The organism is Oryzisolibacter propanilivorax (assembly GCF_900103645.1).
Lineage (GTDB): Bacteria > Pseudomonadota > Gammaproteobacteria > Burkholderiales > Burkholderiaceae_C > Melaminivora > Melaminivora propanilivorax.
Genome location: NZ_FNHP01000002.1, coordinates 527,181 through 553,033 on the forward strand (window position 1 = coordinate 527,181; position 25,853 = coordinate 553,033).

Genomic DNA, 25,853 nt, shown 5'->3' on the forward strand with positions numbered 1-25,853 from the left:
GCCGGCCCCGCGTCCCACGCCCCGTGCGCGCCCGGTTCGCAGTGCAAACACCTTTGCGCCCGGCGCCGCAATGTGGTTGATGCCCAGGCGGCGAACAGGAAGGCCATGCCCTTCAACATGAGGATCGGCGATACGTACAGCATTGAAAAATTAGGGTATTGATCCTCTGCAACCTTCCGTGTTTACCTGTTAAAAACCTTTTCTTTGTCTTGCAGCACAGCCAGCTGTCGTTCTGACCAGACCACAAGCACAGCCGCGCCAGCGTGATCAACGCCGAGAAATATCAAAAACAATAGCTGCCAGCGCTTGCTGCATAAGCGCTGGATGCCAAAAACGTTCGCAGAAAAATCCATGAACGACATGACTGTTACCGCACGCGACATCATCTTCATCGACAGCCGCGTGCAAAACGCCGCCACGCTGCTGAAGGGCCTGCCGCCCGGCGCCGAGGTGATGTACTTGAAGGCTGGCGAAGACGGCTTGCAGCAGATGGCAGCCGCCCTGGGCGAGCGCGGCGACGTGGGCGCCGTGCATGTGCTCGCGCATGGCAGCCCTGGCCAGTTGTGGCTGGGCACTACCCACCTGGATCTTGCTGCACTGGAGCGCCCGCAGGTGCGGGCCGATCTGGCTGCACTGGGCCGAGGCTTGACGGCGGATGGCGATCTGCTGTTGTACGCATGTGATCTGGCACAGGGTGAACTGGGCGCGCGTCTTATCACTGCCCTGGCCCAATGGACGGACGCTGACATTGCCGCGTCGATCAATTCCACCGGTGCGGCGGCCTTGGGCGGCGACTGGTTGCTCGAGGCCCACGTTGGCGCCATCGAAGCGGTCACACCATTCGACCCGCTGAGGCTGGCCGACTATGCCGGCACGCTCGCTGCGCCCAGCAGCGGTGTGACCACGTTCGGCACAGGTGGTAATGACCAAACGCTGGCGAGCGGACCTGGAAGTCAAGGGGTGACGGTTTCCGATATGAGAGGCAGCGGCTGGGACGTCACAGTGACCACTACCACCGCAACGCTTATCCAGATCGCTGCGGGCGATTTGGCATGGGGTACTGGTGACGGCATCTATTACACGGATGCGACGAGCAATGGCGAGCCTCTGCAGTCGTTCCGCATCGCCAGCAATGGCGGCAGCCTGTTCGATCTGCAAAGCCTGAAGGTCTCGGTCAGTACTGTGGCGTCCGGCGGAAGCGTGACCTTGCAGGTCACAGGCTACAGCAACGGCAATCCCAAGGCCGGAGCAGCGCAGACGTTCAACCTGAACATTGATGCAAATAGTCAGTCCAATCTTGAGTCGCTGGACGTGAGCAGTGACCCAGATTTTGTTGGCGTCGACGCCTTCGTTCTTACCCAGACCGCGGGCAGCCCCGTCATCTTTGTGGGGATCGACGATATTCATGCGTTGAACGTGCGCACAGCCAATGTGCCCCCGCTTCTTGGCGGCCTGCAAGGCGACAGCGTCGCCTTCACCGAAGGCGACAGCGCCCGGCTGATCGACCTGTACAGCAATGCCACGGTGTCGGACGGCGACTCGGCCGACTTCAACGGCGGCAGCGTGCGGGTGGCGATCACCACCAACCGCGTCACCGCCGAAGACCTGCTGTCGATCCGGAACCAGGGCACCGGCACCGGGCAGATCGGCGTCAGCGGCAGCACCCTCACCTACGGTGGTGTCGCCATCGGCACTTTCACCGGCGGCAGCGGCAGCAACGATCTGCTGATCACCTTCAACTCCACCTCGGCCACGCCGGCCGCGGTCGGAGCGCTGCTGCACAACCTGGTGTACGACAACAGCAACGTCGACAACCCCACCGCGTCGGCGCGCACCCTGAGCGTCACCGTCAGCGACGGAGATGGCGGCACCAGCACCGCCAACACCGTCACCGTCAACGTGGTGGCGGTGAACGACGCGCCCACGCTCAACCCGACCAACAGCGTCACCAGCTATGCCGAGGGCGGCAGCGCCGCCGTGCTCAGCGGCAGTCTGACGCTTGCCGACGTGGACAGCACCACCTTCCAGGGCGCCACCGTCACCGTCAGCGACTTCCGCGCCGGCGACGTGCTGTCCGTCGGCGCGCCCAATGGCTTCACCGTCGGCTACGACAGCGGCACCGGCGTGCTGACCCTGAGCGGCGGCGGCTCGCTGGCCGCGTTGCAGGCCGCGCTGCGCTCGATCACCTATTCCTCGACCTCGGACGACCCCACCGCTGGCGGCACCGACGCCACCCGCCAGATCAACTTCACCGTCACCGACAGCGGCGGCGCCACCTCCACGGCGGCCACCGCGCAAGTGGCCGTCACCGGCGTCAACGACGCGCCGATGGTCACCGCCAGCGGCGGTAGCACCGCCTTCGTCGAAGGCAACAACGTGACCTCGACCCCGGTGGTCATCGACAGCGGCCTCACCGTGTCCGACAGCGATTCGCCGCTGCTCTCCAGCGCCACGGTGGCGATCAACGGCAACTTCCTCAGCAGCCAGGACCTGCTGGGCTTCAGCAACAACCCAGCCACCATGGGCGACATCAGCGCCAGTTACGACAGCAGCACTGGCGTGCTGACGCTGACCTCGACCAACGGCGCCAGTGCCGCGCAATGGCAGGCCGCGCTGCGCAGCGTCACCTACAGCAACAGCTCGGATACGCCGTCCAGCGCCAACCGCACCATCACTTTCCACGTCAACGACGGCAACAGCGTCAGCAGCGGCGCCAGCCGCACCGTCACCGTCGCCGCCGTCAACGACGCACCGGTCAACACCGTACCGGCCGCGCAGAACGCGGCGCAGGACGGCGCCCTGGTATTCAGCGCCGGCAACGGCAACGCCATCGGGATCGCCGACGTGGACGCGGGCAGCAACCCGGTGCAGGTCACGCTCACGGCCAGCCATGGCCTGCTCACGCTGGGCGACACCACCGGTCTGGCTTTCTCAGTTGGGGATGGGGTCGGCGATGGCACCATGACCTTCGTGGGCACCATAGCCGCCATCAACACCGCGCTGGCCGGCCTGTCGTTCTCTCCCAATGGCGGCTACTACGGTGCCGCCGCGGTGCAGATCACCACCGACGACCTTGGTCAATCGGGCAGCGGCGGTGGTCAAACCGACACCGACACCATCGCCATCACCGTCGCCCAGGCCGACCCCACGGTCACCGGCGTGGCCGCGTCCAGCCCGGACGGCACGTACAAGGCGGGTGACGCGGTGAACATCACCGTCACCTTTGACCAGGCCGTGAACGTGAGCGGTGGCACACCCACGCTGCTGCTGGAAACCGGCGTCACCGACCGCAAGGCCACCTATGTCAGCGGCAGCGGCAGCAACACCCTGACCTTCCGCTACACCGTGCAGACCGGCGACGCCAGCAGCGACCTGGACTACGTCAGTGCGTCCGCACTGGCGCTTGAGGGCGCCACCATCCAGAGCGCCAGCGGCGGCCAAGGCGCCGTGCTCACCTTGCCCGCGCCCGGCGGTGCGCAGTCCCTTGGCGGGCAGTCGGCCCTGGTCATCGACGGCATCGCCCCCACCGTGACCAGCGTCGCCGTGCCCGCCGACGGCACCTATGTCGCCGGCCAGATCCTCGACTTCACCGTCAACTTCAGCGAGAGCATCAGCGTCGACACCAGTGGCGGCACGCCGCGCCTGGCCGTGACGCCGGAGACCGGCGGCACGGCGTACGCCCAATATGTGTCGGGCTCGGGTACGAGCGCGCTGGTGTTCCGTCTGCCCGTGACCATTGGCCAGAACGATGCCGACGGCATCACCCTGGGCGCCAGCCTGGAGCCCAACGGCGGCACGCTGCGCGATGGCGCCGGCAATGATGCCGTTCTGACACTGAATGCGGTACCCCCAACCGCCGGCGTGCGCGTCGACGCGGTCGCCCCGACGCTGCTGCCAGCGCCCAGCACGCCTGCGGACGACGCGACCGGCGTTCTCCTGAACAGCAGCCTCGTGCTGTCCTTCAGCGAGCCGCTGTCGGCAGCGGGAGCGGATCTGACGCGGGTCTACCTCAAGGACGTGGCCAGCGACACCACGGTGCCTGCCGCCGTGTCGATCAACGGTGCGGGCCAACTCGTCATCGCGCCCACTTCCAGCCTGAGCTACGGCACTGCGTACTACGTGACCTGGGACGCCGGCGCCCTGCGCGACGCGGCCGGTAACGCCGCCGCAGCCGTCGCGGATGAGACCACCTACAACTTCACCACGCAGGCCGCGCCGCCACCGCCGCCACCACCACCGCCGCCCAGCCCATCAGTGGACGGCGTACCGGTGACCACGCAGCCTGGCCCCGGTGGCACGACCATCGTCACCATCCCGGTCATCACGCCCACCCGCCCAGACGATCCGGCCAGCCCGAACCATGACCTCGCCGATATACCGCTGGTCACCGCCCCGGGCGGCCAGCCCATCGTGCAGGTCGGTGTGCCCGTGGGTGTCGGCGTGCAGGCCCAGGGCCCCAGCCGCCCGATCAGCGGCGACGCGGCCCTGGCCGAGCTGGGCCTGAGCATCGTGCGGGTGGCGGGCAACGACCCGGAGCTGACCAACAGCGGCCAGGTGTTCTTCGCCACGCTCGACCCGTCCGAGCCGCTGACGGTGCAGACCATCACCGTCACCACCGGCGCCGGCTTCGACCCTGGACGGCCCCTGCACATCACCGGTAGCGCGCAGGCCGGCGTCGGCCAGCAGGCCATCATCCTGGACGCTCGCGCGCTGCCCAGCGGCACGCTGGTGCAGGTGGACGACGTGGACTTCCTGGCCGTGGTCGGCGCGGTGCGCGTCATAGGGGGCGCCGGACAGAACATCGCCAGCGGAGATGGCGCCAGCCAGTGGATCGTGCTCGGCGCGGACGATGACGTGATTCACGGCGGCGGCGGCAACGACGTGGTGGCCAGCAAGGGCGGCCATGACTGGCTGTATGGCGATGCGGGCGACGACCTCATCGTCGGCGGCATCGGCGACGACCACCTGGAGGGCGGCGCCGGCAACGACGTGCTGCAGGGCGGCATGAGCGATGCCGGCATCTGGAGCTTCGCGCTGCAGGCCAACGGCAGTCTGCGGGTCGACTACGGCGCCAGCCAGGCGCTGCTGACCGATGTGCTCCAGGCGAGCGCCACGGGCCGCTGGAACGGCGGAGTAGTGCTGGACGAACGGCTGGCCCTGGCGTGGCAGGACCCCGCGCAGCTTGAGACCGTCAGCCTGGTGTATCAGGGGCTGACCGGGGCGCTGCCGAGCCTGGAGGCGATGAACCTGTTCTCAACCCAGGGTTGGAGCGTTGACGACACGCTGCTGGCTGCGTGGAGCTGGTTCGAGCACACGCTGCCGGCCGGCGCCGGCACGCGCGACAAGCTGCAGGCACTGCTCATGCGGACTTGGGGCGCCGATCGGGTGACCAGCGCGCTGCTGGATGCCGGCGAGCAGTACATCGCTGCCGGCGGGCGCTTCAGCGACGTGCTGCAGCTGCTGGTGAACGACGACCAGGTGCGCGGCGCGATCACCCGGGATGGCGTGCTCCAACTCACCCAGGCACATCTGGGAGAGATGGGCTGGGGGCCTGACAGCGGCCACGACACCCTGGTGGGCGGCGCGGGCAATGACGTGCTGATCGGCGGGGGCGGCAACGACGTGCTCGATGGCGGCGGCGGCACCGACATGGCCGTGTTCTTCGGCACGCTCGACCACTTCAGCGTGCAGGTGCGCGCCAGCACCGCCGAGGACGCCGCAGCCGGTGCGCGTGAGGTGGTGCTGCGCAACGCCTTGAGCGGCGAGCAGGACGTCCTGCGCGATGTGGAACTGGTGCAGGTCGGTGGTCAGGCGTATTGGCTGGACACGGCGCAGCTGCAGGAGGGCCACGTGGCGCAGCCGCTGGCGGATGCGGTGCGACCCGTGGGCGGGCCCGAACTGGTGCTGGTCGGCCTGCCCGCGTTCTGACCCTGCGCCGCGCGCCGTGCCCCTGGCGGGTGCGATGCGCGGCCGAGGGGCACCCGGCGCCCCTGTCTGTTGCGTCGATACAAGCCAAAACTGCTTGCAGCCCAATGAATACGCGGGCTTGCAGCTATGACTAAAGGAGCATCACGCAGTTTCCTGCAGCACATCCCCCAGTGCGCTCACCAGCCGCTCCAGCTCCGCCTCAGTGCTGATGAACGGCGGCGCCAGCTGGATGGTGTCGCCGCCGTAGCGCACATAGAAGCCCTTGTCCCAGCACTTCATCGCCACCTCGTACGGCCGGCGCGCCGGCTCTTCCGGCAGGGATTCCAGCGTGAAGCCCGCGGCCAGGCCGAAGTTGCGGATGTCCGCCACGTGCCGCGCGCCGCGCAGGCCGTGCACCATGCGCTCGAAGGCGGGCGCCAGCGCCCGCACGCGCGCCGGCATGTCGTCCTGCTGCAGCACCTGCAGCACCGCGTTGCCAGCGGCGCAGGCCACCGGGTGCGCCGAGTAGGTGTAGCCGTGCGGGAACTCCAGCATGTACTGCGGCCCGCCGGCGGCCATGAAGGTGTCGTGGATCTCGGCCGTGACCACGCAGCCGCCCAGCGGCTGCGCGCCGTTGGTCACCTGCTTGGCGAAGTTCAGGATGTCCGGCGTGACGCCGAAGACCTCTGCACCCGTCCAGCCGCCAGCGCGGCCGAAGCCGGTGATGACCTCGTCGAAGATCAAGAGGATGCCGTGCTGCGTGCAGATCTCGCGCAGGCGCTGCAGGTAGCCGACCGGCGGGATGACCACCCCGGCCGATCCCGAGAACGGCTCGACGATGACGGCGGCGATGGTGCTGGCGTCGTGCAGCGCGATCAGGTCCAGCAGCCGGTCGGCCAGCGCCGCGCCGCCGCCTTGCGGCATGCCGCGTTGGAACGTGCCGGCCGGCGGCTGGGTGTGCGGCAGGTGGTCGGCCTCGATGCCCTGGCCGAAGGCCTTGCGGTTGCCGACCATGCCGCCCACCGACACGCCGCCGAAGTTCACCCCGTGGTAGCCCTTCTCGCGCCCGATCAGCCGCGTCTTGCCGCCTTGACCCCGGGTGCGCCAGTAGGCGCGCGCCATCTTCAGCGAGGTGTCGGCGGCCTCCGAGCCCGAGGAGGTGAAGAACACATGCCGCAGTCCCTCGGGCATCAGCGCGACGATGCGGTTGGCCAGCTCGAACGACGCCGGATGGCCGAACTGGAACGCCGGCGCGTAGTCCAGCTGCAGCGCGGCGCGGCCGATGGCCTGGGCGATGTCCTGCCGCCCGTGCCCCAGGCCCGAGCACCACAGGCCCGACAGCCCGTCGAAGACCTTGCGGCCGTCCGTATCGGTGTAGTAGGCGCCTTCGCCGGCGACGATCATGCGCGGGCGCGCCTTGAAGTCGCGGTTGCCGGTGAAGGGCATCCAGTGCGCGTCCAGCCAGGCGGCGTCCAGGCGCGGCGCGGCGGGCGCGGTGGCATCCAGGGTGCGGGGGTCGTCGAGCACGGCGAAGGTCATGGCGGTCTCCAACAGGCAACAGGGCGGGACGGACGCGAACGCCAGATTGTGGGCAGGGCTGATAAATTCATGAAGTACCCGATGTCCACGTTCACTTGACGCTGCATGCAAGCAAACCCCCTGCGCCCGCGCGCCGTGCTGGGCCAGCTGTCCGACATGGACCTGCGCCTGCTGCAGGTCTTCAAGGCCGTGGTCGAGTGCGGCGGCATGGCGGCGGCCGAGCTGGAGCTGAACATCGGCACCAGCACCGTCAGCCGCCATGTGAAGGACCTGGAGACGCGCTTGGGCCTGACGCTGTGCCGGCGCGGGCGCGCCGGCTTCGCCCTCACGCCCGAGGGCCAGCGGGTGTACGAGGAGACGCTGCGCCTGCTGGCCTCGGTGCGCGGCTTCCTGGCCAGCGTGGACGACATCCACGCGCGCCTGGGCGGGCCGCTGGCGCTGGCGCTGTTCGACAAGACCGCCAGCAACCCGGCGGCGCGCATCGACCGGGCGCTGGCCGATTTCACCGCGCGGGCGCCCGGGGTGCAGCTGCAGCTGCACGTGGGCAGCCTGCCGGCCATCGAGCGCGGCGTGCTCGACGGCAGCTTCCACGTCGGCGTCGTGCCGGCGCACCGCAGCGCCCCCAGCCTGGTCTATGCCGAGCTGTTCGGCGAAGCCATGCGGCTGTACTGCGGAGAAGGCCACCCGCTGTTCGGCGCGCCGCACGACGCGCTGGACTGGGACGCGCTGCGCGCCTGGCCATTCGCCGGGCTGGGCTACCACTCGCCCAACATGGAGCTGAGCCACCGCGCTCGGCTGGCACGCAGCGCCACCGGCTTCGACCAGGAGGCCATCGCCACGCTGGTGCTGTCCGGGCGCTTCCTGGGCTTTCTGCCGGAGCACTATGCCGAGGGCTTCGTGCAGCGCGGCCGGCTGCAGGCGGTGCGCCCCGACCTGTTCCATTACCACTGCCAGTTCGTCGGCGTGCTGCGCCGGCCCCCGCAGGCGACGCGCGCGGCGCAGCTGCTGCAGGAGTGCCTGGTGCGGGCGCACACGGGTATTGAGACATGAAACAGGCCGCAAGCCCTGGATAGGCAATGGCCTTTAGCTATCGAAAGCGCAGCAGACGACAGACTTCAGAAGCGGCCCGCCAACGCCGATAACCCCTACACCATGTCCTCCATCACCTCCACCGCCGCCTCCGGCCTGAACGCCGCCCAGCTGCGCCTGTCCGGCAGCGCGCACAACATCGCCAACGCGAACACGCCCGGCTTCACGCGCCAGGAAACCCGGCTGAAGGCCGCGCCCGACCAGGGCGGCGTGCAGGCGCAGGCCGCGCCGGCATCCGCCCCCGGCGTGGCGCTGGAGGCCGAGACCGTCGAGCAGATCGCCGCCGCCCACGCCTTCAAGGCCCATGCGCTGGTGCTGCGCAGCGCCGACGCGGCGCTGGGCACGCTGCTGGACGTGCGCGCCTGAAGCCTTGCACGGCGCGGGCGCCGCGTTGCGCCGCGCCCTGCCGCTGGCCACTATGATGGCTGCCGCCCGCGCGGCGGCGCCGTGTGGCGCCGGCCCGGCGCGGCCCCGCACCCCCATCCGTCACCCTTTGCCGCCCAGGAGCACGCCATGGCCCTCATGGACTTCATCAAGAAGCAGTTCATCGACATCCTGCAATGGACCGAGGACGGCGACGGCACGCTGGCCTGGCGCTTCCCGATGGAGGGCATGGAAATCCAGAACGGCGCCACGCTGGTGGTGCGCGCCTCGCAGATGGCGGTGTTCGTCAACGAGGGCCAGGTGGCCGACGTCTTCGGCCCCGGCACCTACAAGCTGACCACGCAGACGCTGCCGGTGCTGACCTACCTGCGCAACTGGGACAAGTTGTTCCAGTCGCCGTTCAAGAGCGACGTGTACTTTTTCAGCACGCGCCAGCAGGTCGACCAGAAGTGGGGCACGCCCCAGCCCATCAGCATCCGCGACGCGGACTTCGGCGCGGTGCGGCTGCGCGCTTTCGGCAACTACGCCTACCGCGTGGCCGACCCGAAGCTGTTCCACACCGAGATCTCCGGCACCCGCGCCGAGTACACCGTGGCCGACCTGGACGGCCAGCTGCGCGGCCTGGTGCTGCAGAACATCAGCAACGCCATCGCCGAGAGCGGCGTGCCCTTCCTCGACCTGGCGGCCAGCCAGGGACGCTTTGCCGAGGCCATGAGCGCCACGCTGCAGCCGGCGTTCGCGCGCATCGGCCTGCAGCTGGAGGGCTTCACGGTGCAGAACCTGTCGCTGCCCGAGGAGCTGCAGAAGATCCTCGACCAGAAGATCGGCATGGGCATGGTCGGGGGCGACATGGGCAAGTTCATGCAGTACCAGACGGCGCAGGCCATCCCGAAGTTCGCCGAAGGCGCAGGGCAGGGCGGTGGCGGCGTGGCCGGCGACGCCATGGGCCTGGGCGCCGGCGTGGCGCTGGGGCAGGTGCTGGCGCAGAACCTACAGGCCGGGTTGCAGCAGCCCGCGCAGGGCGGCGCCGCGGCCGCGCCCCAGCCGCCCGCCGGCGTGCGGCCCGACGAGGTCATGGCGACGCTGGAAAAGCTCGGCGAGTTGAAGTCCAAGGGCATCCTCACCCAGGAAGAGTTCGACGCCAAGAAGGCCGAGTTGCTGAAGAAGCTCGTCTGACACTATCAAAACCATAGCTTGAGGCCCATATTCCATATGGGTCTGGGCCATAAAACACCCTGAAATGGCCAGCAGCGCCCCCCAGCGCCACTACCGCGCGCCCTGCCCGGGCTGCGGCGCGCCGGTCGAATTCCGCAGCGCCCAGTCGGCCTACGCCGTCTGCCCCTACTGCCACAGCACCGTGGTGCGCAGCGGCGATGTGCTGCGCCGCCTGGGCACCATGGCCGAGGTATTCGACGACCACAGCCCTTTGCAATTGGGCGCCAGCGGCCGCATCGCGCTGCCCGGGCAGGATTCGCTCCAGCCGTTCACGCTGATCGGCCGGCTGCAGTACCAGGGCGAGCAGGGCCGCTGGACCGAGTGGATCGCGCTGCTGCCGGACGGCACGAGCGGCACGCTGTCCGAGGACAACGGCGCCTACGTCTTCTCGCTGCCCGTGGCCGACGGCCTGGCGCTGCCGCCCGCGCACGCGCTGCAGCTGGGCCAGGCGCAGACCGTCGACGGGCAGGCGTTCACGGTCGCTGCCCTGCTGCAGGCGCAGCTGGTCGCCGCCGAGGGCGAGCTGCCCGCCCTGCCGCCGCTGGGCCAGCCGTTCGACATCGCCGAACTGCGCGCGCCCGACGGCACGCTGCTGTCCATCGACTACGCCAGCGTGCCTGCGCAGGCGCAGCGCGGCCTGGCTGTGCGGCTGGAAGACCTGCAGCTCACCGGCCTGAAGGACGCGTCGGTGCGCGAGGAAGTCGCGCGCCAGTTCGACTGCCCGAACTGCGGCGCGCCCGTGGCCGTGCAGCTGGAGGCCAGCAAGAGCTGCACCTGCCCGTCCTGCCACAGCCTGATCGATTTGACTGCCGGCATCGGCGGCGAGCTGCGCCACGCCGAGCAGGACGAACCCATCCGCCCGCTGATCCCGCTGGGCAGCCTGGGGCAGTTCGAGGGCGCGTCCTGGCAGGTGGTGGGTTTCCAGCACCGCACGGGCGTCGAGCCAGGCGACGACGAGCACTTCGGCTGGGAGGAGTATTTGCTCTACCAGCGCGAGCGCGGCTTCGTCTTTCTGGTGGATGCCAGCGACGGCTGGAGCCTGGTGCGCCCCACGACCGGCGCGCCCACGTACAAGAACGGCACGCCGCGCGCCAGCTACCTGGGCCGGCAGTACCGCCTGACCTCGACCTACCGGGCCGAGACGAACTACGTCGCGGGCGAGTTCTACTGGCCCGTGCAGCGCGGGCAAGTGACGAGCAACAGCGACTTCGAGGCCGTGGACGGCAAGGGCCTCCTGTCGCGCGAGCAGTCGCCGGGCGAGGTCACCTGGTCGCACGGCCGGCGGCTGGACAGCAGCGCGGTGGCGGCGGCCTTCAAGATGGACGCGCGCGCCGGGCTGTTCCGCCGCCAGGACGCCGGCCCGGTGGCCGGCCTGGGCGGCGCGGGCGCCGGCATCGGCTGCGGCACGCTGGTGCTGATCTTCATCGTGCTGGTCGTGCTCTTGATCCTGATGAGCAATTGCTCGGGCTCGTCTGGCGGCGGCTACCGCAGCTCGGGCGGCTCCTGGGGCGGCTACACGTCGGGCGGGGGGCACAAGTGATGGCCCGCGCCGCGCACCGCCTTTCCTTTTTTTATCCACCCCCCTGCAACCACAAGGAGCAAACGCCATGATGGGAATCGAATGGCTGCGGCCCGCCGCCTTCCTCGGGTCCATCCTCTACGCGCTGATCGGCGTGGTCATTTTCTGGCTGTGCTTCTGGCTGATCGACAAGATCACCCCCACCGACCTGTGGGCCGAGATCGTCGAGAAGCAGAACCGCGCCCTAGCGCTGGTGGTGGCGGCGATGTGCCTGGGCATCAGCATCATCGTGGCGGCGGCGATCCACTGACCCCACCTGCACCTGCACCTGCACCTGCACCTGCACCTGCGACCGCCCGGCGCGCTGACGCCTTCACCCTTTCCGCCATGACCGCACCGACCCCGCCCGCGCCCCCGGCGCAACCACGCAACCCCCTGCACGGCCTCACCCTGGAGGCCATCGTCACGGCGCTGGCCGAGCACTACGGCTGGGACGAGCTCGGCCGGCGCATCCCGCTGCGCTGCTTCACCAGCGACCCCAGCGTGTCGTCCAGCCTGAAATTCCTGCGCAAGACGCCGTGGGCGCGCGAGAAGGTCGAGGGGCTGTACCTGTTCATGCTGCGCGAGCAGCGGCGCGGCCAGGCGCGGCGGGATGCGTAGGCTTCTCAGCTCCGCCCAGCCCCGCCTGGGCGGGCAGGGCGCCAGCGGGCTGCACGGACCGCTGGCGCCGCCCGAAACGCCATGCAGGACCTGAGCGCGGACAGCGCGCCGCACATGCGGCCTGCCGCGCGCCCGGCCGACCTGGCCCTGCTCGCCAGCGTCTTCGTCATCGCCGCCTGCGGCCTGCTGTACGAGCTGGCGGCCGGGGCGCTGGCGTCGTACCTGCTGGGCGACTCGGTGCTGCAGTTCTCCACCATCATCGGCACCTACCTGTTCGCCATGGGCATCGGCTCGTGGCTGTCGCGCTACTTCGAGCGCCAGCTGCCGGCGCACTTCCTGCGCATCGAGCTGCTGGTGGCCCTGGTCGGGGGCACGCTGCCGGCGCTGCTGTTCCTGGCCAACGCGCACGCCCCGGGGGCATTTCGGGTGCTGCTGTACGGCCTGGTGCTGCTGGTGGGCACGCTCGTCGGCCTGGAGATCCCGCTGGTCATGCGCATCCTCAAGCGCAACGTGCAGCTCAAGGACCTGGTCAGCCAGGTGCTGACGTTCGACTACCTCGGCGCGCTGGCGGTGTCGCTGGCGTTTCCGCTGCTCTTGGTGCCGCAGCTGGGGCTGGTGCGCACGGGCTTTCTGTTCGGCTTCCTGAACGCGGCGGTGGCGCTGTGGGCGCTGTGGCTGTTCCGCCATGAGCTGCGCAATTTCCGCGCGCACGCGCTGGCCTGCGCGGCGGTGCTCTTCGCCCTGGCCGGCGGCTTGGCGGGCGCCGAGCAGATCACCCGCTTCGCCGAGGACAAGTTCTACCAGGACCGCATCGTGGAAAGCCACGCCTCGCCCTACCAGCGCATCGTGCTGACCCAGGGCCGCCAGGGCCTGCGGCTGTACCTGAACGGCAACCTGCAGTTCGCCGAGGCCGACGAGTACCGCTACCACGAGGCGCTGGTGCACCCGGCCATGGCCGCGCACGGCGCACCACGGCGTGTGGCGGTGCTGGGCGGCGGCGATGGCATGGCGGTGCGCGAGATCCTGAAATACCCGTCCGTGCAGTCGGTCACGCTGGTCGAGCTGGACCCGGCCATGACGCGCCTGTTCGCCCGGCAGCCGGCGCTGCGCCGGCTGAACCACGATGCGCTGCACGACGCGCGCGTGCAGGTGGTCAACCAGGACGCCTTCCAGTGGCTGCAGCAGGAAGGCATCGAGCCGTTCGACGTGGTCGTGGTGGATTTCCCCGACCCGACCAACTTCGCCATCGGCAAGCTCTACACCGACAGTTTCTACGCCCTGCTGGACCGGCGCCTGGCCGCCAGCGGCTATGCGGTGGTGCAGACCACCTCGCCGCTGGTGGCGCGGGGCAGCTTCTGGACGGTGGTGGCAACCATCGAATCGGTCGGGCTGACCACCACGCCGTACCACGCGCACGTACCCAGCTTCGGCGAATGGGGTTTCGTCATCGCCGCGCGCCGGCCGTGGCGGCTGCCACAGGCGCTGCCCGCCGGCCTGCGCTTCCTGGACGCGGCGTCGCTGCCGCTGCTCATGCAATTCCCGCGCGACATGGCGCGCGTGCCGGCGCCGGTGAACCGGCTGTCCAACCAGGCGCTGGTGCATACCTACGAGCGCGAATGGGGAGCCGTGTCCGGGCATTGACCCGCAGTGTGTAAAAACATTACAGAGAAATCACAATGCAACCGAAATGGCGATAACCCGCCTTGCCCTGTGACTCTCTGATGCTCGATTCCTTCTTCGCCAGCGGCCTGGAGCCCTACCCCTTGCTGTGGCGCCAGCACGATCCGCTGCTGGTGGCGCTGTCGGTGCTGCTGGACGTGAGCGCCTCCATCGTCGCGCTGCACATGGCGGCGCTGGCACGGCGCGCCGGCAGCGCCGGCATGCGGCACCTGGCGCTGGTCTCGGGCACGCTGGCGCTGGGCGCCGGCATCTGGGCCATGCACTTCGTGGCCATGCTGGCGTTCCGCATCTGCGCGCAGGGCAGCTTCGATCCGTGGATGACGGCCGCCTCCATCGTGCCCAGCCTGCTGGCGTCGTGGGTGGCGCTGCGCCTGCTGGCGCAGCCGCGCATCCGGCTGCCCGCCCTGGTGGCCAGCGGCGTGCTGGTGGGCGCGGGCATCGGCGCCATGCACTACCTGGGCATGCAGGCGTCGGACATCGCGCCCATCCTGCGCTACGACCCGGCGGGCTTTGCCCTGTCCATCGTGGTGGCGGTGGCGCTGGCGGTGCTGGCGCTGTGGGTGCGCTTCGGCCTGCGCGGGCGCTGGCTGGCCCACCGCACAGTGGCCACGCTGGCGGCGGGGCTGGTCATGGGGCTGGCGATCACCGGCATGCACTACACCGGCATGGCCGCCATCCGCTTCGTGCAGCCGGTGGTGCAGCTGCCCGACGGCGCCATGCCCGAGCATGTCGTGCTGCCGCTGGCCATCGCAGTGGTTGCCGCCACCCTGTTCCTGCTGGCGGTGGCCATCAACGCCAGCCTGCGCTACCGGCAGATGTACCTGCAGGCGCAGGCCAGCGAGTTGCGCCAGCGCGCGGTGCTGGAGACGGCGGTGGACGGCGTGGTGCTGATCGACGGCCACGGCACCGTGCAATCCTTCAACCCGGCGGCCGAGCGGCTGTTCGGCTACGCCGCGCACGAGGTGGTCGGGCGCAACGTCAACATGCTGATGCCGGAGCCGCACCGCGGCGCGCACGATGGCTATCTGGACACGCACCTGCGTACCGGGCGGCGCAGCATCATCGGCTCCGGGCGCGAGGTCGAGGGCCGGCACAAGGACGGCACACTGCTGCCCCTGCGCCTGGCGGTGGGCCGGGTGGAGCAGCCGGGCGCGCCGCTGTTCGTCGGCTTCCTGACCGACCTGCGCCACTACCACGCGTTGCAGCGCGAGCGCGAGCAGGACGCGCGCCAGCTGCAGGCGCTGGTGTCGAACGTGCCGGGGGTGGCGTTCCGCGCCAGCCTGGAGGGTGGCTGGCCGATGGAGTTCGTCAGCGATGCCATCCACGACCTGACCGGCTGGAGCGCGCAGGACTTCATGCAGGGCACGGTACTGTTCGGCCAGCTGGTGCACCCGCAGGACGATGCGCTGACGCAGCCCGAGCTGGAGCAGGCGCTGACGCAGGGCCTGCCGTACCGCATCGAATACCGCATCCGCCGGCGCGACGGTGCCACGCGCTGGGTGGTCGAGCACGGGCGCGGCGCGCGCGACGCCGCCGGCGCGATGCGCTGGCTCGACGGCGTGCTGCTGGACATCACCGACCTGAAGGCGCGCGGCGCCGAGTTCGCCGGCACCGTGGCGGCCATCAACCGCTCGCAGATCAGCGCCGAGTTCGACCTGCAAGGTCGGCTGACTACCGCCAACGCCGCCTACCTGGCGCTGATGGGCTACACGCTGGAGCAGGTGCACGGCCAGCCGCACGCGCTGTTTTGCGAACCGGGCTACGCGCGCAGCGAGGCCTACCGCGCGTTCTGGCAGCAGCTGGTGCGCGGCGAGTTCGTCGCTGGCGAGGTCCAGCGCTTCGGCCGCGACGGCCGGCCGGTGTGGCTGCACGCCACCTACAACCCGATCCTGGACGCCGATGGCCAGGTCTGCAAGATCATCAAGATCGCCACCGACCTGTCGGCGCGCCGCGCCATGGAGCAGGACCTGCGCGCCGCCAAGGAGCGCGCCGAGGCAGCCGCCGCCGCGCGCGCCACCTTCCTGGCCAACATGAGCCATGAGATCCGCACGCCCATGAACGCCATCATCGGCTTCACCGACGTGCTGCTGGAGTCCAGCCTGGACGACACCCAGCGGCGCCACCTGGGCACCGTGCGCCAGGCCTCGCGCTCCATGCTGCGCCTGCTCAACGACATCCTGGACACCGCCAAGCTGGACAAGGGCGCGGTGGCGCTGGAGAGCGCGCCGTTCGACCTGCGCGAGCTGTGCCGGCACATCCTGGTGTCGCTGCGCATCGGCGCTGGCAAGAAGGGGCTGGAGCTGGTGCTGCACTACGCGCCCGACGTGCCCGGGCACTGGGAGGGCGACGCCTTCCGGCTGCAGCAGATCCTGGTCAACCTGGTCGGCAACGCCATCAAGTTCACGCACCAGGGACGCGTGACGCTGCAGGTCTCGGGCCGGGACGGGGCGCTGCTGGTGGAAGTCTCGGACACCGGCATCGGCATGGACGAGGCGACGCTGCGCCGGGTGTTCGAGCCGTTCGCCCAGGCCGATGTCTCGACCACGCGGCGCTATGGCGGCACCGGCCTGGGCACGACCATCGCGCGCCAGCTGGCCGAGCTGATGGGCGGCCAGCTGGACGCACACAGCCGGCCCGGCCAGGGCAGCACCTTCAGCGTGCGCCTGCCGCTGCGCGCCGTGCAGGGTGGCAGTGCGGGCGCGGCGCTGCCGGCCGTGCCGGTCGATGCCGGTCCGGTGCTGTCGCCGCTGCGTGTGCTGGCGGTGGACGACGTGCTCACCAACCTGGAGCTGCTGCAGCTGATGCTGCAGCGCGAAGGCCACCAGGTGGTGCTGGCGCACGGCGGGCTGGAGGCGCTGCAGGCCTTCCAGCGCGGCAGCTTCGAGCTGGTGCTGATGGACCTGCAGATGCCCGAGATAGACGGCCTGCAGGCGGCGCAGCGCATGCGCGCCTGGGAGCGCGAGCACAACCTGCCGCCGACGGCCATCGTGGCGCTGTCGGCCAGCGTGCTGGAGCAGGACCGGCGCGCCGCGCGCGCCGCCGGCATGGACGGCTTCGCCAGCAAGCCGCTGGAACTGCAGCGCCTGCGCGCCGAGGTGGCGCGGGTGCTGGGCCTGCCGGCGCAGGCCGGTGCGGTGCTCGGGCAGGACGGCGCCGCGCCGGTGCCGGTGGTGCACTGGGAGCGGGGCCTGCGCCTGTGGGGCCAGGCGGCGCCGCTGCGCGCCGCCATCGACCGCTTCGCGCACGACCTGCCGGAGCAGCTGGCGGCGCTGCACGCCGCCGTCGCCGCGGGCGATGCGCCGGCGCTGGCCGCCGGCGCGCACCGCCTGCACGGCGCGGCGGCCAACCTGGCGCTGGCGCAGCTGCAGCAGGTGGCGCAGCAGCTGGAGCGCGCGGCGCTGCCGGGCGGGCTGGCTCCGCAGTCCTGGCCGGCGCTGCTGCAAGCCCTGCAGCAGGCGCTGGAGCGCATCGTGGCCCTGCCGCAGCCACCCGACGCGCAACCGGCCGTATCCGCCGCGGCGCCGGTGCCCGCCAGCGCGCCGGCGGCGGGCGCCGCCCTGGCGCTGCCGACGCTGGATGCTCTGGACGCGCTCTTGCAGGCACTCGACGCCGGCGAACTGCCGCGCCAGGCCCTGCAGCAGCTGCAGCCGCACCTGGACGCGCCGGCGCTGGCGACGCTGCACGATGCGCTGGAGCGCTTCGAGTTCAGCGCCGCGCGCCAGCAGCTGCAGGCCCTGCGCGCGCGCCTGGCCGGCGCGCAGGCGGCCTGCGCATGACGGCCGCCATGCGCGGGCCCGCCGCCGCACCGGGCATTGCCGCCGCGGCTGCGGCGCGCGCGCCGGCCCGCGACAATGCGCGCTCAGCGCCACGGATGCACCCATGAACCCTTCGCCCTCCCCGGACTCACGCCCGCGCCTGCTGCTGGTGGACGACGAGCCCACCAACCTGCACGTGCTGCGCCACGTGCTGCAGGACGACTACCGCCTGCTGTTCGCCACCGACGGCGAGCGCGCGCTGGCGCTGGCCGCCCAGCAGCGCCCGGACCTGGTGCTGCTGGACGTGATGATGCCGGGCCTGGACGGGCGCGACGTGTGCCGCGCGCTCAAGGCCGACCTGCGCACCGCCGCCATCCCGGTCATTTTCGTCACCGCCATGGGCGACAGCGCCGACGAGGCGCACGGCTTCGCGCTGGGCTGCGTCGACTACATCACCAAGCCGATCAGCGCCGCCACGGTGCGCGCGCGCGTGCGCACCCACCTGTCGCTGGTGCGCATGGAGGAGCTGGCAGCCACGCGGCTGCAGATCGTGCAGTGCCTGGGCCGCGCCGCCGAGTACAAGGACAACGAAACCGGCATGCACGTCATCCGCATGAGCCACTTCGCGCGGCTGCTGGCGCTGGCGGCGGGCTGCGCGCCGCAGTGGGCCGACGACCTGCTGTGCGCCGCGCCCATGCACGACGTGGGCAAGATCGGCATCGCCGACGCGGTGCTGCAAAAGCCCGGCCCGCTGGAGCCGCACGAATGGGACGCCATGCGCCGCCATCCGCTGATCGGCGTGGAGATCATCGGCGAGCACCCCGCCGGCATGCTGCAGCTGGCGCGCTCGGTGGCGCTGGCGCACCACGAGAAATGGGACGGCAGCGGCTATCCCGCGGGCCTGGCCGGTGAGCAGATCCCGCTGGAGGCGCGCATCGTCGCGCTGGCCGACGTGTTCGACGCACTGACCTCCGAGCGCCCCTACAAGCGCGCCTGGGAGCCCGAGGCGGCCATGGCGCACATCCAGGAACAGGCCGGGCGGCACTTCGACCCGGCGCTGGTGGCGCTGTTCGTGCCGCTGCTGCCGCAGCTGCTGGAGATCCGCGCGCGCTGGGCCGACTGAGAACGTGTGAAAGAACCCGCCATGCCCGTTCATCCCGCCACAACACACCCGCTTGTTGTTGCACATGCTCGCCATAGCCCACGCCATGGCTGCGCTTTGCGCCTGGATCGGCTGCGTCTTCGCGGCCTGCTCGGCCACGCCGGATTCATTCACACGTTTTGACCCTGTGCGCCTGCGTGTGACCGCCAGCGCCGCCGTGCACCGCCGCAGCTTTCTAGCCCTGGCTGCCAGCCTGCTGGCGCTGCCCGGCTGCGAGCGCGCGCCGGCGGCGCTGCCTGCTGGCGGCTTCGGCACCGACGACCTGGCGCGCGGCCACGCACTGCGCGAGCGCCTGGCGCAGGGCCTGGACCTGCGCCCGGATGTGCGGCAGCGCACGCGCGTGCTGATCGCCGGTGGCGGCATCGCCGGCCTGGCGGCGGCGCGCGCGCTGCGCCTGGCCGGCGTGCCGGACGTGGCGCTGCTGGAGTTGCAGGACAGCGCCGGCGGCAACAGCCGCGCCGGGCAGCTGGGCGGGCTGGCCTGCCCGCTGGGCGCGCACTACCTGCCGGTGCCGGGCGATGGCGCCCCCGAGGTGCAGGACCTGCTGGAGGAGCTCGGCCTGCGCCGGCGCGAGGCCGGGCGCTGGCGCCATGGCGGCGACGGCGGGCGCCACCTGGTGCACAGCCCGCAGGAGCGGCTGTACCTGCACGGCCACTGGCAGGAAGGCCTGCTGCCGCTGCAGGGCGTGGGCGCCGGCACGCTGGCGCAGTACCGGCGCTTCGGCGCGCGCGTGGCGCAGCTGGCGCGCACCGCGCCGTTCGCCATGCCGACACTGGGCACCTGGCGCGCCGGGCAGGGGCTGCACCCGGAGATCGCCGCGCTGGACGCCGTCACCTTCGACGCCTGGCTGGCGCACGAGGGCCTGGACGACGCCTGGCTGCGTTGGTACCTGGACTATTGCTGCCGCGACGACTACGGCGCCGGCAGCGCGCGCGTCTCGGCCTGGGCCGGCATCCACTACTTCGCCAGCCGGCATGGCTTTGCCGCGCCGGGCGAGGAGGGCGACGTGCAGGACCACGGCGTGCTCGCCTGGCCCGAGGGCAACGGCTGGCTGGCGCAGCGCCTGGCCGCGCCGCTGCAGGCCGCCGCCCAGCTGCACACCGGCCGCGCCGTGCTGCGCATCGACGAAGGCGCGGACGGCGTGCAGCTCGATGCGCTGGACTTGGCCAGCGGCCGCGTCGAGCGCTGGCAGGCCGAGCGCTGTGTGGTCGCGCTGCCCACTTTCATCGCCGCGCGCGTGCTGGGCGCCGGCGCGCCGGACGTCGTGCACCAGGCGGCGCGGCGCCTGCCGCGCGCGCCCTGGCTGGTGGCCAACCTGCACCTGTCGCGCCCGCTGCAGGACGTGCCCGGTGCCGCGCCGTCCTGGGACAACGTGATCCACGCCGACCCGGTGCCGGGCGGCCTGGGCTACGTGGACGCCGGCCACCAGCGCCTGGCCGGCGGCGCGCTGCTGGCCGCGCCGACGGTGCTGACCTACTACCAGGCGCTGGGCGACGTGCCGGGCGCCCGCGCCGCGCTGGCCACGCAGGACTGGACGCACTGGGCCGCGCCCATGCTGCAGTCGCTCAGTGCCGCGCACCCGGACCTGCCCGATGTCGCCACCCGGCTGGAGCTGACGCGCCACGGCCATGCCATGGCCATCCCGGTGCCGGGCACGCAGGCGTTTTTGAGTCAAATCGGACTCCAGTCCAATAAAAACAAGGGCCTGCAGCTATCAAACGGAGAGCGTGCACGCGTTCTGCCGGTGCCCGCCACCGCGCGCCTGGTGTTCGCGCATGCTGACTGGTCGGGCTATTCGGTATTTGAAGAAGCGTTCACGCGCGGGCACGCCGCCGGGCTGTGGGCGGCCTGAAGGGGTGCGGCAAGGCGCAGCGAGCACGGCGCCACGTCGGCTTCGGCGGCGCCCGCAGGCGAGCGTTGCTTCTGCCCCGTCATGGCTGCCGGCCTGCCTGCGGGCGCAGTGCACGCCGACAGCCGCGCAGGGCAGGCTGGGCCCAGAATCCGCCCGATGTCCCTGCCTTCCCTGCTGACCGAACCCGCGCCGGTACTCGCCCTGCTGCTGGGCATCGGCTTCGCCGCCCAGTGGCTCGCCTGGCGCGTGCGCGTGCCGGCCATCCTGCCGCTGCTGCTGCTGGGCCTGCTGCTCGGACCGTTCACCGGGCTGGTGGACCCGGACGAACTGCTGGGCGATCTGTTGTTCCCCACCGTCTCGCTGGCGGTGGCGGTGATCCTGTTCGAGGGCAGCCTGAACCTGCGCTTTGCCGAGCTGGAGGGTATCGGCCACGCCGTGCGGCGCCTGACGACCTATGGCGCGCTGGTGGCACTGCTGGGGCTGGCGGCGGCGGCTCACTGGCTGGCGCAGCTGCCCTGGCCGCTGGCGTTCCTGTTCGGCGCCATCAGCTGCGTGACCGGGCCGACGGTAGTGGGCCCGCTGCTGCGCGTGGTACGCCCGACCGAGAAGGTGGCCAACCTGCTGCGCTGGGAGGGCATCGTCATCGACCCGCTGGGCGCGCTGCTGGCGGTGCTGGTGTACGAGCTGATCGCCGCCAGCCACTTCCAGGGGCAGCCGCTGTGGCTGTTCCTGCTGACCATGGCCGGCGGCGCGCTGATCGGCCTGGCCAGCGCGCTGGCGCTGGCGGCGCTCTTGCGCCGGCACTTCATCCCCGAGTACCTGCAGGGCTACGCCACCCTGGCGCTGGTGCTGGTGACCTTCGCGCTGAGCAACGCCGTCACGCGCGAATCCGGCCTGCTGGCCGTCACCGTCATGGGCATCACCCTGGGCAACCTGCGCGGCATCCACATCGAGGCCATCACCAGCTTCAAGGAAAACCTGTCCATCCTGCTGGTGTCGATGCTGTTCCTGATCCTGGCGGCGCGCCTGCCCTGGCCGCTGCCGGACGGCACGCTGCTGGCCGGCCTGCTGGTGTACCTGGCGGCGCAGTTCCTGGTGCGGCCGCTGTCGGTGGCGGTGTCCACCTGGGGCAGCCAGTTGAACTGGCGCGAGCGCCTGCTGGCGGCGTGGATTTCGCCGCGCGGCATCGTCGCCGCGTCGATCTCGGCGCTGTTCGCGCTGCAGCTGCAGGACGAGGGCGTGGACGGCGCCGATCGCCTGGTGCCGCTGGTGTTCATGCTGATCATCGCCACCGTGGTGGTGCAAAGCCTCACCTCCGGCGCCCTGGCGCGCTGGCTGGGCGTGCGCGAGCCGGACCCACGCGGGGTGCTGGTGTTCGGCGCCAACGCCGTGGCGCGTGCGGTGGCGCTGGCCCTGAAGCGCCAGGACGTGCCGGTGCTGGTGGCCAGCGACGACTGGGAGGGCATCCGCGCCGCGCGCATGGCCGGCCTGCGGACCTACTTCGGCAACCCCGCCTCGCAGCACGCCAGCCGGCACCTGGACCACACCGGCCTGGGCTGGATGCTGGCCATGTCGGCGCGCCCCGAGATGAACGCGCTGACCAGCGTGCACTACCAGCGCGAGTTCGGCCGCGACAAGGTGCTGGCGCTGCGTGTGGCGGCGCAGCCGCCGGGCGGCACGCGCGCCGACGTGGCGCGGCCGCTGCGCGCGCCGGCGCTGTTCGGCAAGGAACAGACGCTGGCGCGGCTGGCCGAGCTGCTGGATGCCGGCTGGCAGATCAAGAGCACGCAGCTGGGCGAGCAGTACGGCTGGGAGCAGTTCCAGCAGGCCTGGGGCGGCCAGGCGTTGCTGCTGTTCGCGCAGACCGACAAGGGCCTGCTGCGCGTCGCCGGCAACGGCCCGCGCCTGGAGCCGCGCAGCGGCTGGACGGTGACGGCGCTGGTCCCGCCCAAGGCCGCCGCCACGGCCGGGGCGCCAGAACCGGCGGACGCGGGTGCCACGACACTGGGTTGAGCCACCCGATGTCTGGCGATGCTATCTTTTAAATAGCTAAAGGTCCATGTGAATAAAGGGCTGGAGGCCGATTTGGCTGAAACCTGGCTCAGAACTGGAAGCCGAACCCGGTCATCTCTCGGGCCGCCCGTTCGTGCTCGCGTGCCAGCCGGGCCTGCTCGCGCAGCCAGGCCTTGAGCGCCTTGTCGTCGTCCTGCAGGGCGTGCACGTCATGTTCCATGCCCTCGGCCAGGTTCTGCAGTTCGTCCTGCAGCGCCTGCAGGTCGGCCTCCAGCAGCCGGCGCGGGTCGGCGGCGCGCACCTGCACGCCCAGTTCGTGCGCCAGGCGCGCCTCGGCTTCGGCCAGCTCGCGGTCCAGCGTGCCGACCTGGCGCTGCAGCAGCAGGCACAGCGACTGCAGCCGCGCGTCGCCCAGACGTGCCATGGCAGCCTCGTCCACCTGCTCGGCGGCCAGCTGCAGGCGCAGCAGCGCCAGCAGGTCGCCGCGTTCGTGCGCGGTGTTGGCTTGGCTCATCAGCGCGTGCTTGCGCTCGCGCTCGGCGGGGTCGGGCTCACGGTCCGGGTGCAGGCTGCTGGCCAGCTGGCGGTAAATGCCGCGCAGCGCCGAGCGCGCGTCCTGCGCCTGGGCCTGGGCCTCGGCCTGGCGCGCGGTGGTCTTGCGCCGGGCGCGGCGCTCGGCGGCGGCGGCGCGGCGCGCCTCGTCCTGTGCGTGCAGCCGCTCGGCCAGCGCCTCTATCAACGCCTCGGGGCTGCCGGCGTCCTCCAGGTCGGACAGCTCCAGCGTCTCGCCAGAGGCGGCGCTGAGCACATCCAGCAACTGCTGCAGCGCCTCGGGCGAGGGCGCCGCGGGCACGGGCCGGGGGTAGGCGGCGCGCAGCGCGGCCCACTCCGGTTCGGGCTGCGGCGATGGCGGCACGGCATGCACCAGGTCGCGCAGCAGGGCGCGCACCGCGCGCTGCTGCGCCGCGGTCAGTCCCGGGCGCTGCAGGCGCGCGTGCAGCAGCTGCGCCATGGCGCGTTGCGCCTGGGCCATGCGCTGGCGCAAGGCGTCCATGCGCTGCAGGTGCGGCGCGCGCAGGGCGTCGGCGGACTGCTGCAGCTGCTCCAGCTGGCGTTCCAGGCTATTCACGCGCGCCAGCAGGCGGTTGAATTTCTTCTGCGCCGCGCTCAGCGGCTGCTCGGCGGGCGCGACCTTCAGGCGCTGCAGCGCCTGCGCCGGTGCGGGCGCGGCGGCATCGGGGCAGGAAGGCGGCGGCGACAGGTCGTCGGCGGGAGGCGGGGAGGCGGTCATGCGATGGTGAGGCCGGCCGCACAGGCGCGGCGGCAAGCGAAAAGGCCAGGCGCGGATTGTGTGCCCGTCAGCCGGCCGGCGGCGCGGCCGCGGCCGGCTTGGGCACGGGCGGCGCGGTGGGATGCAGCGGCTTGTCGCCCGGGCGCGGGTCGCAGCCCGCCAGCAGCAGGGCGGCCGCGGCCAGCAGCGCCAGGGCCGCGCTGCGGCGGGCGCGCGGACGGGGAGAGGGCAGGCGGTGCAGGGTCATGGTGCAGCAGCGCAAAAGGGCTTGGCGCATGGTAGGCACGCGCGGTCCGGGCGCTGGGTAGGATGGCGCCGACAGCGCGGGCGTCGCTCGCGCGCCTGCCTTTTTCCCCTGATCGCTTTCTTCCCGCATGGCCAAGGACAAGACTCTCTACACCTGCACCGACTGCGCCGCCACCAGCCCGCGCTGGCTTGGCAAGTGCCCCGGCTGCGGCGCCTGGAACACGCTGATCGAGACCGTCGCCGAGGCGCCCGGCGCCGGCAAGAACCGCCTGAGCGCGCCGCAGTACGCCGGCTTGGCGCAGGCCCAGGCGGTGGCGCCGCTGTCGGCCATCGAGGCCACCGAGGTGGTGCGCAGCGCCAGCGGCATCGAGGAGCTGGACCGGGTGCTGGGCGGCGGCATTGTCGAGGGCGGCGTGGTGCTGATCGGCGGCGACCCGGGCATCGGCAAGTCTACGCTGCTCTTGCAGGCCATGGACGCGCTGCAGCGCGCCGGCCTGCCGACGCTGTACGTGACGGGCGAGGAAAGCGGCGCGCAGGTGGCGCTGCGCTCGCGCCGCCTGGGACTGGAGGGCAGCCAGGTGAACGTGTTGGCCGAGATCGGGCTGGAAAAGATCCTGGCCACGGTGCAGGCCACCCAGCCGGCGGTGTGCGTGATCGACTCGATCCAGACCATGTACTCCGACCAGCTGACCAGCGCACCCGGTTCGGTGGCGCAGGTGCGCGAGTGCGCCGCGCACCTGACGCGCCTGGCCAAGGCCACCGGCATCGCGGTGATCCTGGTCGGCCACGTGACCAAGGAGGGCGCGCTGGCCGGCCCGCGCGTGCTCGAGCACATGGTGGACACGGTGCTGTACTTCGAGGGCGACACGCATTCCAGCTACCGCCTGGTGCGCGCGATCAAGAACCGCTTCGGCGCCGTGAACGAGATCGGCGTCTTCGCCATGACCGAGCGCGGGCTGCGCGGCGTGTCCAACCCCAGCGCCATCTTCCTGTCCCAGCACGCCGAGCCGGTGCCGGGCTCGTGCGTGCTGGTCACGCTGGAGGGCACGCGCCCGATGCTGGTGGAGATCCAGGCGCTGGTGGACAGCGGCGGGCCCAGCCCGCGCCGGCTGTCGGTGGGCCTGGAGCGCGACCGCCTGGCGATGCTGCTGGCGGTGCTGCACCGCCACGCCGGCATCGCCTCGTCCGACCAGGACGTGTTCGTCAACGCCGTGGGCGGCGTGCGCATCAGCGAGCCGGCGGCCGACCTGGCGGTGCTGCTGGCCATCACCTCGTCGTTGCGCGCGCGCGCCCTGCCCAAGGGCTTCATCGCCTTCGGCGAGGTTGGCCTGGCCGGCGAGGTGCGCCCTGCGCCGCGCGGACAGGAGCGGCTGAAGGAGGCCGCGAAACTCGGCTTCACCGTGGCCGTGGTGCCCAAGGCCAACGCCCCGAAAAAAGCCATTGCCGGCCTGACCATCCACGCCGTGGAGCGTGTCGAGGAGGCGATGCAGGTGGTGCGCGGGCTGGACTGACGGCCGCCCGCGCCTACGCAGCAGCCACAA

The 25,853-nt window shown here is 71.3% G+C and carries 16 protein-coding genes; 13 read left to right on the top strand and 3 right to left on the bottom strand.

Annotated elements, in window-relative coordinates; translation table 11 throughout:
- Positions 1–351 precede the first annotated feature (351 nt).
- Positions 352–5,928: a DUF4347 domain-containing protein gene (locus BLQ61_RS05115; protein WP_217629373.1), complete on the top strand. Its 5,577-nt coding sequence runs from the start codon at positions 352–354 to the stop codon at positions 5,926–5,928.
- A 141-nt stretch (positions 5,929–6,069) separates the two neighbouring features.
- Here BLQ61_RS05115 and aptA read toward each other — a convergent pair whose 3' ends face one another.
- The gene (gene aptA / locus BLQ61_RS05120; protein ID WP_091567547.1) at positions 6,070–7,446 is read right to left on the bottom strand and encodes an omega-aminotransferase AptA; all 1,377 of its coding nucleotides are present in this window, start codon (positions 7,444–7,446) and stop codon (positions 6,070–6,072) included.
- Positions 7,447–7,551: 105 nt separating this feature from the next.
- On the opposite strand from aptA, the gene BLQ61_RS05125 reads away from it, so the two are divergent.
- The 11 genes from BLQ61_RS05125 (at position 7,552) to BLQ61_RS05175 (ending at position 22,775) form a co-directional block, all read left to right on the top strand.
- On the top strand, positions 7,552–8,496 hold the full coding sequence (locus BLQ61_RS05125) for a LysR family transcriptional regulator (protein WP_091567341.1): 945 nt from the start codon (positions 7,552–7,554) through the stop codon (positions 8,494–8,496).
- 102 nt (positions 8,497–8,598) lie between these two features.
- Entirely contained in the window at positions 8,599–8,901 is a 303-nt protein-coding gene (locus BLQ61_RS05130) for a flagellar basal body protein (RefSeq protein WP_091567343.1), read from the top strand.
- Positions 8,902–9,048: 147 nt separating this feature from the next.
- Positions 9,049–10,095: an SPFH domain-containing protein gene (locus BLQ61_RS05135; protein ID WP_091567346.1), complete on the top strand. Its 1,047-nt coding sequence runs from the start codon at positions 9,049–9,051 to the stop codon at positions 10,093–10,095.
- Positions 10,096–10,159: 64 nt separating this feature from the next.
- On the top strand, positions 10,160–11,674 hold the full coding sequence (locus BLQ61_RS05140) for a DUF4178 domain-containing protein (RefSeq protein ID WP_091567348.1): 1,515 nt from the start codon (positions 10,160–10,162) through the stop codon (positions 11,672–11,674).
- Positions 11,675–11,741: 67 nt separating this feature from the next.
- On the top strand, positions 11,742–11,963 hold the full coding sequence (locus tag BLQ61_RS05145; protein ID WP_091567350.1) for a DUF350 domain-containing protein: 222 nt from the start codon (positions 11,742–11,744) through the stop codon (positions 11,961–11,963).
- A 77-nt stretch (positions 11,964–12,040) separates the two neighbouring features.
- The gene (locus BLQ61_RS05150) at positions 12,041–12,313 is read left to right on the top strand and encodes a VF530 family protein (RefSeq protein WP_091567352.1); all 273 of its coding nucleotides are present in this window, start codon (positions 12,041–12,043) and stop codon (positions 12,311–12,313) included.
- 81 nt (positions 12,314–12,394) lie between these two features.
- Positions 12,395–13,954, top strand: a complete 1,560-nt coding sequence (locus BLQ61_RS05155; protein ID WP_091567354.1) for a polyamine aminopropyltransferase — start codon at positions 12,395–12,397, stop codon at positions 13,952–13,954.
- A gap of 80 nt (positions 13,955–14,034) precedes the next feature.
- On the top strand, positions 14,035–17,769 hold the full coding sequence (locus BLQ61_RS05160; RefSeq protein WP_091567356.1) for a PAS domain S-box protein: 3,735 nt from the start codon (positions 14,035–14,037) through the stop codon (positions 17,767–17,769).
- A 103-nt stretch (positions 17,770–17,872) separates the two neighbouring features.
- Complete coding sequence (locus BLQ61_RS05165; RefSeq protein ID WP_091567358.1) at positions 17,873–18,871, top strand: HD-GYP domain-containing protein; 999 nt, start codon at positions 17,873–17,875, stop codon at positions 18,869–18,871.
- A 196-nt stretch (positions 18,872–19,067) separates the two neighbouring features.
- Positions 19,068–20,762, top strand: a complete 1,695-nt coding sequence (locus tag BLQ61_RS05170; RefSeq protein WP_091567550.1) for an FAD-dependent oxidoreductase — start codon at positions 19,068–19,070, stop codon at positions 20,760–20,762.
- Positions 20,763–20,918: 156 nt separating this feature from the next.
- Positions 20,919–22,775, top strand: coding sequence for a cation:proton antiporter (locus BLQ61_RS05175; protein ID WP_091567360.1), 1,857 nt, complete (start codon positions 20,919–20,921; stop codon positions 22,773–22,775).
- Between the two features lie 88 nt (positions 22,776–22,863).
- Here BLQ61_RS05175 and BLQ61_RS05180 read toward each other — a convergent pair whose 3' ends face one another.
- Positions 22,864–24,066, bottom strand: coding sequence for a hypothetical protein (locus BLQ61_RS05180; protein WP_091567362.1), 1,203 nt, complete (start codon positions 24,064–24,066; stop codon positions 22,864–22,866).
- Between the two features lie 67 nt (positions 24,067–24,133).
- Positions 24,134–24,313 carry a hypothetical protein gene (locus BLQ61_RS05185; RefSeq protein ID WP_091567364.1) on the bottom strand — a complete coding sequence of 60 codons (180 nt, stop codon included), beginning with the start codon at positions 24,311–24,313 and terminating at the stop codon, positions 24,134–24,136.
- 127 nt (positions 24,314–24,440) lie between these two features.
- On the opposite strand from BLQ61_RS05185, the gene radA reads away from it, so the two are divergent.
- A complete protein-coding gene (radA, locus tag BLQ61_RS05190; RefSeq protein WP_091567366.1) occupies positions 24,441–25,823 on the top strand; it encodes a DNA repair protein RadA in 1,383 nt (460 codons plus the stop codon).
- Positions 25,824–25,853: the final 30 nt, after the last annotated feature.